11 protein-coding genes and 3 pseudogenes are annotated in these 10,668 nt (G+C 56.5%); 4 read left to right on the forward strand and 10 right to left on the reverse strand.

Annotated features, from left to right (window positions below; all coding sequences use genetic code 11):
• Window positions 1–10 precede the first annotated feature (10 nt).
• The 7 genes and pseudogenes from M3I53_RS36350 to gspD all read right to left on the reverse strand — a co-directional run bounded on the left by M3I53_RS36350 (window position 11) and on the right by gspD (window position 5,985).
• Window positions 11–264 (reverse strand): annotated as a pseudogene (locus M3I53_RS36350) (PAAR domain-containing protein).
• Window positions 265–330: 66 nt separating this feature from the next.
• Window positions 331–546: a hypothetical protein gene (locus tag M3I53_RS36355; RefSeq protein WP_254320585.1), complete on the reverse strand. Its 216-nt coding sequence runs from the start codon at window positions 544–546 to the stop codon at window positions 331–333.
• A gap of 169 nt (window positions 547–715) precedes the next feature.
• Window positions 716–1,423, reverse strand: coding sequence for an IS6 family transposase (locus M3I53_RS36360; RefSeq protein WP_375542633.1), 708 nt, complete (start codon window positions 1,421–1,423; stop codon window positions 716–718).
• A gap of 93 nt (window positions 1,424–1,516) precedes the next feature.
• Window positions 1,517–1,945: a hypothetical protein gene (locus tag M3I53_RS36365; RefSeq protein ID WP_254320587.1), complete on the reverse strand. Its 429-nt coding sequence runs from the start codon at window positions 1,943–1,945 to the stop codon at window positions 1,517–1,519.
• A 511-nt stretch (window positions 1,946–2,456) separates the two neighbouring features.
• Complete coding sequence (locus M3I53_RS36370; RefSeq protein ID WP_254320588.1) at window positions 2,457–2,660, reverse strand: cold-shock protein; 204 nt, start codon at window positions 2,658–2,660, stop codon at window positions 2,457–2,459.
• A 211-nt stretch (window positions 2,661–2,871) separates the two neighbouring features.
• A pseudogene (locus tag M3I53_RS36375) lies at window positions 2,872–3,676 on the reverse strand (IS5 family transposase).
• A gap of 101 nt (window positions 3,677–3,777) precedes the next feature.
• Window positions 3,778–5,985: a type II secretion system secretin GspD gene (gspD, locus tag M3I53_RS36380; RefSeq protein ID WP_254320594.1), complete on the reverse strand. Its 2,208-nt coding sequence runs from the start codon at window positions 5,983–5,985 to the stop codon at window positions 3,778–3,780.
• Between the two features lie 774 nt (window positions 5,986–6,759).
• Between gspD and M3I53_RS36385 the strand changes: the two genes are divergently transcribed.
• The 3 genes and pseudogenes from M3I53_RS36385 to M3I53_RS38360 all read left to right on the forward strand — a co-directional run.
• The gene (locus M3I53_RS36385; RefSeq protein WP_254320589.1) at window positions 6,760–7,101 is read left to right on the forward strand and encodes a transposase; all 342 of its coding nucleotides are present in this window, start codon (window positions 6,760–6,762) and stop codon (window positions 7,099–7,101) included.
• Between the two features lie 20 nt (window positions 7,102–7,121).
• Entirely contained in the window at window positions 7,122–7,337 is a 216-nt protein-coding gene (locus M3I53_RS36390; RefSeq protein WP_254320590.1) for a hypothetical protein, read from the forward strand.
• Window positions 7,315–7,554: pseudogene (locus M3I53_RS38360) on the forward strand (transposase); the annotation flags it as partial. The gene M3I53_RS36390 and the pseudogene M3I53_RS38360, both read left to right, overlap by 23 nt.
• 177 nt (window positions 7,555–7,731) lie before the next feature.
• Here M3I53_RS38360 and nifW read toward each other — a convergent pair.
• Both nifW and M3I53_RS36405 read right to left on the reverse strand, forming a co-directional pair.
• Complete coding sequence (gene nifW / locus M3I53_RS36400) at window positions 7,732–8,070, reverse strand: nitrogenase stabilizing/protective protein NifW (protein ID WP_254320591.1); 339 nt, start codon at window positions 8,068–8,070, stop codon at window positions 7,732–7,734.
• 524 nt (window positions 8,071–8,594) lie between these two features.
• Window positions 8,595–9,095, reverse strand: a complete 501-nt coding sequence (locus M3I53_RS36405) for an Lrp/AsnC family transcriptional regulator (RefSeq protein WP_254320595.1) — start codon at window positions 9,093–9,095, stop codon at window positions 8,595–8,597.
• 575 nt (window positions 9,096–9,670) lie between these two features.
• Between M3I53_RS36405 and M3I53_RS36410 the strand changes: the two genes are divergently transcribed.
• On the forward strand, window positions 9,671–10,048 hold the full coding sequence (locus M3I53_RS36410; protein WP_254320592.1) for an iron-sulfur cluster assembly accessory protein: 378 nt from the start codon (window positions 9,671–9,673) through the stop codon (window positions 10,046–10,048).
• A gap of 404 nt (window positions 10,049–10,452) precedes the next feature.
• Here M3I53_RS36410 and M3I53_RS36415 read toward each other — a convergent pair.
• Window positions 10,453–10,668 (reverse strand): transposase (locus M3I53_RS36415; RefSeq protein WP_254320593.1); only part of this gene is annotated, 216 nt, incomplete at its 5' end.

The following is a 10,668-nucleotide window of genomic DNA, read 5'->3' on the forward strand; positions in this document are numbered from 1 at the left end:
CACCTGCCTTTCACGCCAAGCCGGACGTTGCCACTGAGGAGATCAGGACGGCCCCGCACGAGGTCTTGTGACCATCGAACGCAACCGCATGCCCATCGATTCTGACATTCTATCACCCTCGATAATCACGCAATCCCTGTGTCCAAATCGAGGACAGGTGCGTTTATCGCCAACACGCCGGCCCATCACCGTCGACCGATTCTGTCCAGTCGCCACGCGGCCGCCATCACTTGTTGCGTCTCCCATTCGAATAACGCCTCGCACCCACAATCTCCTGAAAGAGAATTCACCAGGACAACGATCCGTAAATCGAGTCACCTGGCCATACTTTCACATGATGCGGCATACTCCTAGATCGGCAAACATCCACGTGGCCGCAAGACTTACACAAAACGCCGCAGCGAGACCGGGGGCGAACCATTTCCAACTGAAGCGGATCCGCTTACTCCCACTGACAACGGCAACGACCGCAAGGTATCCGAAAAGCGTCTGGAAAAACACGCCCGGCTCATTCATCGCAGTTTCAATGGGCGCACCGAATGCCATAAGGAATGTCCAGAACACTGCGCCCACGGGTTCTCGACAATAAGCTATGGAAAAACCAACGACCGCGGAAAATGCGACAGCAGGCCCTGCGATTGCAAAACGCGCGAAGCGCGGCTCTGGTGCACATAGGCGGTCTGCACGAGATTTTTCTTATATGGAGGATACGTTATCAAGCAGACAGGACGGCCTCCCAGACTGCGGGCGCAGTGGGATCTTTGAGGCCGAGCTTCGCGAGACCGAATTGTCCCTTGCGAATACGATGTACCAGCTCAATACCAGAGAGGGTGATCGCTGCGTTCCTGAAACGCTTGAAGCCGAGTATGACTTTCGTCCGGGACTTGATGCTGCGGTGGTCCTGCTCGACCAGATTATTGAGATATTTCGAGGATCGGACCTTCGTGTCCTCAGACAACAAGCCATCGGCCTTCATCTCGCGCACGGCGCGGTGCGAGGTGGCATAGCCATCAAGCGTGATGCTCTTCGGTGGCTGGCCCTGATGTCTGATTGCCTTCCTGAAAAAGGCTTTTGCCGCCTCCACGTCGCGCTTTGCACGGAGCATGAAGTGAACCGTCTGGCCCACCCGATCCACCGCCCGATAAAGATAGACCCACTTTCCGCGCAGCTTGAGATAAGTCTCGTCAACACGCCAGGACTGGCCGGTGGGCCTGCCCAAGCGGTTCCACCGTTTGACGAACTCCGGCGCAAAGCGCCGCACCCAGCGCAGGATCGTCGTGAGGGCCAGCGACAGACCCCGTTCCGCGATCATTTCGACCAGATCGCGCAAGCTAAGCTTGTAGCGCAGGTACCAGCGAACACACAGAATGATCACATCGCGGTCAAAGTGACGGCCTGCAAACAGTTCGTCCAGGCTCTTCAGCTTGCTCATCGTCGGTTCTCAATTCGTTCAGCCCGACACCTTAACCGATTCGCCCCCGCGCTATTTGCACCAGAGCCGCGGAACCCATCACTGCTACTTCGTGCCTGCACTGCAGCAATAGGCGAGCAGGAATGTAGGAGTTCCGGGCGTCTCTGCCACGATCGTGCGGATGTCCTTGTTGAGCTTGGCCATCGCTGCGGACACATAGTCGGGAGCCGGCAGCTTGTTCGTATTGAAGTCGTGGACAGCCACAACAATGGTCTTGTCGTCTGCCGTCATGGGGTGGGCGAGAGCCCGATCTTCTTCCGCAAACCTTTGCTCGCGTGTTGCGACAGCACCGACTCGCCCCACGCAACAGCCGTGGGTGCCCGACATCACGTGAATTGTATGGCCGCCGCCCTTTAGCCCCGCAGCGATCTCCTCAAGAGCCGCTGCGACGTCCCTTACGTTGCATTCCCCATGGAACCCCCAAATTTGCACAGTGCCAAGGGTGTCATCGGTAATTTTTGCGAGTTCTGCCATATAAATTTACGAAGTAGATATTGGAAACGCGTGGTGATTCACCGTGTAACATCAGCAAGGTGTCCAACCATTCTTGAGGAGCTAGTGACTCAACGACCATACCAGATCCTACTGATTTAAGAGGTGCCGTTCACTACTCTGAATCAATCTTTCAATCGTTGGTGAGCCCAGTTGGTTACCGCACACTGCCCGCACGAGGTAGAAGTTTGCCTCGTGGGTAGGAGAGGACACAAGACAATTAACATCAAAATAATTGATATGTAGTTCAGTCCGAACAACTGCGTGTGGCAGCAGTTTTTTTATGCGGTCGAGTGCAAACATTTCCACTGGCCGCCCTTGACCTTGATGTAGCTCTTCCGTGCGGCGGCTTTTTCAGTCCCATAGTCACTGCGCAACACGCCGGTCAACTAAATCGAAGTTGTACGCAGGAATCGTATTGGGGCTTCCTCCCGGCTGTTGCACGTAGACGTCAGCGCGCCACGCCGTCAAAAGATATGTGCAGCAACGCCAGTCAAAGTAGTTCGATTCTTGTCGCAAGCTTGCCCTTAGGGCCATCTTTTACGTCGAATCTCACTCGTACGTTCTCCCACAAGGTCTTGAAGCCATCCATACGGATTTCAGAGAACTGCACAAACACATCAGTGCTTCCATCATCTGGTGTGATAAACCCAAAGCCCTTTGACTCGCCAAACCACTTTACTGTACCTGTTGCCATCTTCTTCCCCGATTCCGTTGTCCTGAAATACCTATATTCGTTGGAAGATTAACAGTGTAAAACGAATGGTGAATTGATCATTATCAAACTCCTTCACCCATGCTAATGAATCGACCGTGTACTGCCATCGTTTGATGAGGTTGGAGTTGCCCATGTGTCGCAACGCGCGCAAACGGCACAACGTCACCCTAAACATGCCTGTTAGAAGATGTTATGCACTTTTGTTAAGGAATGCAAAGTGGACGAGCATAAGCACGGAGAACACGACGAAATGCAGACCAGCCACGGTTTCGGGCAATCGCTCGTAGTCTCTAGTCGGTCAGCGGAAGCGGTTGAGCCAGCCGAAGCTGCGCTCCACCACCCAACGACGCGGCAACAGTACAAATCCCTTTTTCGCCTCCGGCAACCTGACCACCTGAAGCTCGATGCCCCCATCGAGCGCGGCCTGTGCAGGCTCTTCGCCGGTGTAGCCTTGGGCAGCGAACGCGATTCTCACTGTCTGCCCCGTGGCCTGCTGGACCTGTCGCGCCAGTTCCCCGACCGGTGCACGCTCCTGTTCGTTGGCAGGCGTCACATGCACCGCAAGCAGTTGTCCCAATGTATCCCGCCATGTGCACCTTGCTGCCTTTCTTACGCTTGTACTCGTCATAGCCTGCGCGTGGACCGCTCTCGCACACCGACTGCAGCGTGCGGCCGTCGAGGATGACTGCACTGGGCTGACCCAGGCGATCCTGCGCCACGCGGATAATCGAACGCAGGTCATTGACCATGGTCTCGAAACAGCCGGCCTGGATCCAGCGTTGCGTCTGCTGGTAGACCGTCTCCCACGGCGGAAAGTCACTGGGCAGCAGACGCCACGGTGCACCCGCGCGGACAATCCAGCGCAAGGCGTTGAACATCTCGCGCAATTCGTAGCGACGTTGAGGCGCGTCCTGATTCATCAATGTCAGGTACGGAGCGGCGAAGTACCGCTCTTCATCCGATACATCCGTTGGGTAGGGTCTGCGTTTTTTCATCCCGCCAAGGTACCAGGTCTGGCTGAAAGTTCATAACACCGTATAACGCTTGATGAATCGCATAGGGGCATCCCAACACGACAACTAAGACATCGATCGATCTACTGGCGACGCATCTTGTCGAGATCGAACAGATTCAGGGTTGACCCGTCCTGACTTTGACCTACCGGCTTCTGCGGTACGACAGGGTCGTCGTCCTTCATCAGGTTGTTGTCCTGACGATACGCGCCCTGCACACCTTGAAGGTAGTCGTAGCGGTTCGACGTGACAGCCTGCGCCCTATCCCGATCATCGATGATGACCGGACGCAGGAATATCATCAGATTCGTCTTTTCGCGGCTCTTCTGCTCCGAACGGAACAACTGGCCGATCCACGGCACGTCGCCTAGCAGCGGCACCTTGCTGTTGCCGTTCGCGTACTTATCTTCTATCAGGCCACCGAGTACGATGATCTCGCCATCATCGGCCAGCACCGTCGACTGCACCGAGCGCTTGCTGATCGTCACGCCGCCCTGATTGTTCGTCGAGGCCGAATCGACGGACGAGGCTTCGCAATAGATTTGCAGCTTTATGATGCCACCGTCGGTGATCTGCGGCTTCACGTGCAACACGATCCCGACATCCTGTCGATCGAACGTGTTAAATGCGGTTACGGACGTCGCGGCATTCGCGGTCGGCGTGGCGTATGAACCCGTCACTACAGGCACGTTCGAGCCAACGACGATCTTCGCCTCTTCGTTATTGAGCGCGATGAGGTTAGGTGTCGATAGGACGTTCGCGTCGCTCGACTGCGACAGCGCCTGCAACAGGCCGCCGAGACCGAACACGTCTCCGAAGCGGTGCAGCAGGCCTACGTTCAGGCCGTTGTTCAGCAGGTCCGCGCCCTTCGTCGCGAGCGCTGCGGCCGGGTCGTTCGCGATGATCGCCCCCTGCGCGGTCAGGTTCACGATGCCTTGGCTGCCGTTGGAATTGAAGTTGGAGCTGCCGTAGAGACCGTTGTTTCCACCATTCGACAGCCGCGCACCCTGCCACTGGATGCCGAGATTCGCGTTTGTCGTCGCCGACAGTTCGACGAGTAACGCCTCGATATATATTTGCGTGCGGCGGACGTCAAGCTGATCGATCACGCTGCGCAGATTGCCGTAGACGGCGTCCGACGCGGTAATGATCAACGAATTCGTCTCCGGATCGGCCTGGATCACCCCGCCGGGCTGGTTCTCTTCACCGTCACCGCCTTCCTTTTCGCCAAGAAACGCCGCGTTGTTGCCTTGACCGCCGTTGTTGCCGCCGCCTGCGAGTCGATTGCTTCCCATCGACGAGAATGACGAACCGCCCACGGATCCGCCTGGCAGTGGCGGCTGGCCCGGTGTGCCCGCCGACGAGTCCATGTTGCCTTGGTTGAACGAGTTCGCGGCATTACCGCCCCCTGTGGACATCAAATCATTGCCGCCCTTGCCGAGCATGCCGCGCAGCGTCTTCGCAAGACGCCCGGCATCCGCGCCCCGCAGCTGCACAACGTGGATGTTACCGGGTCGCCCGGTTGCCGCATCAAGCTGCTTCGCCAGCGACTTCGCCTCCGCAAGGCGCACTGCGTTCGACGCTCGCAGCATTAGCGAATTCGTGCGCGGATCGGCCTGCACCGAGACTTTCAGCGTCGCATCCGTATTACCGATCGACCCAGGGTCGAGCATCTTGGTCATCTGCCTCGCAACGTCGATCGCATTCGCGTTTTTCAGTTCCACTACCTGCACCTTCTGGCCGGCCGCAGAATCGACGCCCGCGATGATCTGCGCAATGCGGCGGACGTTATCAGCGTAGTCCGTGACGACGATCGTATTATTCGATGGATAGGCCGCAACCATATTGCTCGGCGAGATGAGCGGACGCAACACTGGCAGGAGGTTGTTCGCCGATTCGTACCTGAGGCGAAAGATCTGGGTGACGACCTGATCGCCGTGTGCCGAAGGCGCATTTCCGATGTACGTCGGCACACCTTCCACTTTCGCGTCCGCTTCGGGCACGACCTTGAGCACACCGTGATCCTGCACCAGCGAGAAACCCTGCATTCGCAGCGCAGACTGCAGAGTTTTCAATGCTTGATTCTCGGAAACAGGGTGCTCAGAGACTAGATTCAGCCGCCCTTCGACGTGCGGGTCAACAATGATCGTCTTCCCTGTCGCCGCGCCGACCGCCTTGGCGACCTGATCGATGCCGGCGTCAACGAAATTGAGCATCACATCTGCCTGCGCGGTATGGGCGGTAATCAATCCAGCCAGCAGCAATGCGGTTGCGATGCGACGTAAAGCCATACGGTTTGTTCTTGTGAGGTTAACAGTCGATGTGGATTTGCCGGCAGTTGAATCAACACGCACAGCGCTTTTACGTTGTGACAGTTGCCGCTTTGTTCGCGAGTCGCCCTCAAACTCCAGCAGGACTGCATGAGGGGAAACACGATCACGATCGCTACGCATGCAACGGTGGGAAGCAATCAGTCGCACGGCAGGACCATGGCCGCCACATTGCAGAAGAGCGAACGGCGTGGCGATGAACAGCGACGTCAAGAGGCCTTGACAGCCATGGAACAGCGCGCCCATCCGCTCCATCATCACGATGCAGTTGAGGCAGCCGAACTGCTGAGCCGATTCCGACCACCAGCTCGGTGAACGAGGTGGCCAATATCCTGACAGTCGGTACGCGGAGCCGCCCTACGACGCAGATGGCGACTGCTATTGCGAGACTGCCCTAGCACCCTCTGAACTGATTCGACGTAGACAGGGCCATCCTTGCGAGGACACGACGGACAAGAAAGATGGCAATCCGGCGCGGCCGTCGCATCACGCTGTCGAGCTCCAGCTCGAGAACATAAATGCGTCCGAGGCGTGCTGAGCCCGCTCGTCACGGGCCGCGACAACTCCGCGCTCGCACCTAACCCCGTGGCAACGATGCACGAATCGTAGCAGCGCAGGCTCGTTTTGTATAAGTCGCTATTTTTTTTGGATGCATCAAGCACATTTATGAGCGGCGATTTGCGCCGAAAGCGAGCACCATGCCGGAGCTACGCAACCTTCCGCGAAGGGCGAGTGATGGACAAGATTGCTCGTGTTGGAGTTGATCTGGCGAAGCATGTCATGCAGATCCATGCCGTCGACAGTGCCGATCTTGTCATCGTCCGAAAGGCGATTACGCGCGATCGGTTCGTTAGCTGGTTTGCGAATCTCGAGCCGTGCCTCGTTGCAATGGAGGCATGCAGCGCCGCGCACTACTGGGCACGCAAACTCCGCGCTCTCGGACATGATGTGCGCCTGAGTCCACCCCAGTTTGTCGCCCCGTACCGCAAGGGCGGCGCTCATGTAAAAAACGACGCCCTCGATGCCGAAGCGATCTGCGAAGCCGCAAGTCGCCCCTCCATGCGTTTCTGCCGGTGAAGTCACCCGCCCAGCAAAGCATGTTGGTGCTGCACCGCATGCGTACCGGCTTCGTGGAGGAACGCACTGCGCTGGTCAATCGGTTGCGCGGGCTGCTGGCCGAGTTCGGCGTATTCCTGCCGCAAGGCATTGAATTATTGCGCAAGCACCTCGTCGATCGCATTGAGGATGGCGACAACGAGCTGACGGGACCAGCGCGTCAGGCATTGCTGGGTGCAATGTCAGGCGCTGGATGAACAAATCGCGTGGCTTGAAAGGCAGATCGCAGAAGACGCCGGTCACGATCCGCAGGCCCAGCGCTGCACGGCCGTATGCGGCGTCGGCAAACTTACCGCATCGGCCGCAGTCGCGACGCTTGTGGACGCACGGCAATTCAAGAATGGCCGGCAGATGGCCGCCTGGCTGGGGCTCGTACCCAAACAGAACAGCAGCGGTGGCAAGCAGAGGCTCGCGCGCATGAAAGCATCGAAACCGCTCCTGTCCGCTCGTCAGCCGGACGTGGAGGCTGCTGATGGACCACTCCCGGCAGATGTTCCCAAGGACAAGTCAAGCGAACTTCGCAACGTGCATCAAGCGAGGAGTTGCATCGTGACGACTCAGAAAAGCACCAATATGACTCGCTCACCAACTTCAATTATTAGCCCGAGCCGGCAGAGATTCACGCAGGCTATCAAGAGAGATATGCCGCTCTCCGTCGGCTTCCTGAAGAACCCTGAACACCTTTTGCTCAGCAGGCGTGGAAATGACAAAGTCGTTGTACGCTTTCAGCAGGAGATTTCGATAGACTAGGAATAAGGTTGCGTCGTGATCCGCGGACAGGTCCTCCGCCTGTCTGATGTACTGGAAGAAACGCCTTAGTATATGTAATCGACTTACGTTCACCACCTTGTCGTCATATGAGATGGCGAAGAATCGGAAGAAGTCCTCAGCCGACGAAAGCCGGTGCATTTTATCAATTAATGCTTTCATGTTGTTGCTCCGTATGACAAAGTTGGCCGCGAAGCCGTCCGTAGCGAGGCGGCGAGTTTTATGCCATCGTTAAGCGCTTTCTCATTGACGAAAGGTCTCAACTTGTCTGTGCCTTCTAACTTAGCGGCCCACGGCACGCAAGGACCATGCCTGTCTTACCTAAACCTGGAAGATGTTTCTAGCATGCATCGCCATTCCCGATCACCGTAATAGGGAGGCCGGTGTCACGTTGCCTCTGTCTGAATTGTCTGGATTGTGACAGCGCGGCGCGTTGCGCGAAGTGCATCCAGTCGGCTTCGGTTGCCGGCGAAACTTTACTGAACATGAGTTGGGACGTTGCTGGCGCAACTCAGTCTGCTCGCACCACTACGAACGGACTTTGCCGACGGACGGGTCAAGAGTTTATCCGTCACGAGTTTGGTCTGCGGAAGCCAGCGGGGCGATTCGAAGCGTGTCGTTTGGTTACGACCAGCACCTGTTTGACGTTTGACACAGGTCAAGCCTACATTTTCAAGCGTTTGCGGTTACAGCGGTATCGCCTGCGTCGATAAGACTTCCTTTAACACCTTGAAGCTACGCAGATCCTTTACTCCCGGCAGGTGCAACAATTGTGCAGCATGTAACCGGTTGAAGCTTTCGTTGCCGCGTGCTCGAACGAGCAAGATATAGTCAAACTGCCCGCACACAGCGTAGCACGTTACGCAGCCCGACACCTTCTGTGCCGCTTTCTCGAATGCGGCAAACGCCTCGGGCGTCGAGCCGTCCAGCACGATCCCGATTACGGCGAACATGCCCGCGCCGATGGCCTTCGCGTCGAGCAGTGCGACGACTCTTCGTATCAGTCCCGTCTCCTTGAGCCGCTCCACGCGCCGCAGGCAGGCAGGTGCACTGCGTTTCACTTTCGCTGCAAGGCTGACAATCGATAGCGAGGCGTCTTGCTGCAAGTGTCTGAGGATCGCGCGGTCTACGGAATCCAAGGCGGCTATGCCCTTCTGGGCGGCGACTGGATGCGCTATCATTTTCATTGCACTCATTTCCCATCCGACGAATTAGAGGCATTCGAAAAATGTATCGTTGTTTCATGCGTTATCCGTGCAACTCGCTTTCCCCGAGCGAGAGTCGCTTGCGCTAACCATTCTATATCTGCTAACTTCGCGCCGTTATTCCGCCTGCGTTTCCTGAGCGTGGCGCTAGCTTCTCAGTGTATTGGGCAAACTTAGTTTAACGTCGAATGTAGACGTCCAAGATCGCAAACTTCAACTGATTAAAGAGAACGTCTATCGACTCGCGACGAGTCGCAAGTCGCGCGCCGCGGATCTCGCTTACTTGTTTTCTATGGCGCAAGGAGATCTCCACCATGCCCTTCCGCGCATCGCTTCACTCTTGACGACGACGTCTAGGGGGCGAGCTCAACAGCGTGGATAATTTGGCTTGTCGCTTACACAGCCTCTGGGTGCACACTCGCCTCAGCAAGCTGATTCCGTACCCGAGCAATAGTATTGCGAGCGAGCGTTGTGGCGCGGTACTTGCTTTCCTTCCTTGTGCAGATGCACATTTGTCAAGACGGATATCGTTCTCTGTTAATTTTCCAGGAAAATCTATGATTTCCCAACGATCAAGCATATCGACAGAACCCGCGTGTGAATTTTTTACGTTCACGGCCCGAGCAGCAAAAGAAGCCGCCGAGCTTGTCGCGCAGAGCCACGAAGCGCCGCTTTATATTCGACTGCGTGCCGAATTTCATGCGGGAGGACAGCTAGAATATTCTATTGTCCTGGTTGACTCCGTAAGCGATTCCGACACGAAGGTGTCTACACAGGGCCTCACTGTGTTCGTGGACGAGACTAGCCTACGTTATTTTATCGGCACCCGGATCGACTATGAGGAAGATACCCCGCTTCCGCGCTTCGTGATTGAAATTCCGAGCGCATCAACATCTTGCGGCCGCAGTGAATCATTTTCCTCATGTCCGCGCTGACATCGTAGCATGCCGATATTTATACCGCTTGCACGTGGTCTCGATGCAGACCAAAGATGGTGAATCGGTGCCGCGCGGACCACCGAATGCAATGAGATTCGTGCAAGCCTCGCTTGGTTTGCGCGCTGGTATCAACAGTACCGGAATGAACGCACTTACGGGGTCATTCAGTCACCTAATACTACTGTGTCATATAAGTAACTGCGCGATCTACTGTCGTACAGCAAGAAAGCCATCGTTGCATGAGCCCTTGTCCAAGCAGGATGCGCAATGTAGTAATGGAATCAGGAACGTGGCGCTGAGCGCGCTGGACTGCCCCGGGGGATGTAATCCGAGGGAAGGGCAGGCAGCGCGCGTTCAAGGAAGTTTTTTGGCTCTTTTGAATTTGGAGTGGGTGATGCGACTCACGAGGCATGCGGGTTGAAGCCGGAGAAGTCGAGCTTGCCGGCAACGAGAAAGAGGACCGTGCGCATTGTCGTGAAGCGCGTGTAACCGCGAGCCTTTCGCTTGGCCGCTTGAAACAAGCCGTTGATGGCTTCAATGAAGCCGTTGGTCTGGCGGGTCTGAGTCCAGGCGACGATGCCGTCGAAGTGCCGACGTATCAGACGCGCAACGTCCTT

Source organism: Paraburkholderia sp. CNPSo 3272 (assembly GCF_024206495.1).
GTDB lineage: Bacteria > Pseudomonadota > Gammaproteobacteria > Burkholderiales > Burkholderiaceae > Paraburkholderia.

Bases quoted from the DNA above. Each gene is read 5' to 3' on its own strand.
- M3I53_RS36405 (WP_254320595.1), bottom strand. From the start codon at position 9,095: ATGAAAATGATAGCGCATCCAGTCGCCGCCCAGAAGGGCATAGCCGCC.
- M3I53_RS36410 (WP_254320592.1), top strand. From the start codon at position 9,671: ATGATTTCCCAACGATCAAGCATATCGACAGAACCCGCGTGTGAATTT.
- M3I53_RS36370 (WP_254320588.1), bottom strand. From the start codon at position 2,660: ATGGCAACAGGTACAGTAAAGTGGTTTGGCGAGTCAAAGGGCTTTGGG.
- M3I53_RS36355 (WP_254320585.1), bottom strand. From the start codon at position 546: ATGGCATTCGGTGCGCCCATTGAAACTGCGATGAATGAGCCGGGCGTG.
- M3I53_RS36385 (WP_254320589.1), top strand. From the start codon at position 6,760: ATGGACAAGATTGCTCGTGTTGGAGTTGATCTGGCGAAGCATGTCATG.
- M3I53_RS36365 (WP_254320587.1), bottom strand. From the start codon at position 1,945: ATGGCAGAACTCGCAAAAATTACCGATGACACCCTTGGCACTGTGCAA.
- nifW (WP_254320591.1), bottom strand. From the start codon at position 8,070: ATGAAAGCATTAATTGATAAAATGCACCGGCTTTCGTCGGCTGAGGAC.
- gspD (WP_254320594.1), bottom strand. From the start codon at position 5,985: ATGGCTTTACGTCGCATCGCAACCGCATTGCTGCTGGCTGGATTGATT.
- M3I53_RS36390 (WP_254320590.1), top strand. From the start codon at position 7,122: ATGTTGGTGCTGCACCGCATGCGTACCGGCTTCGTGGAGGAACGCACT.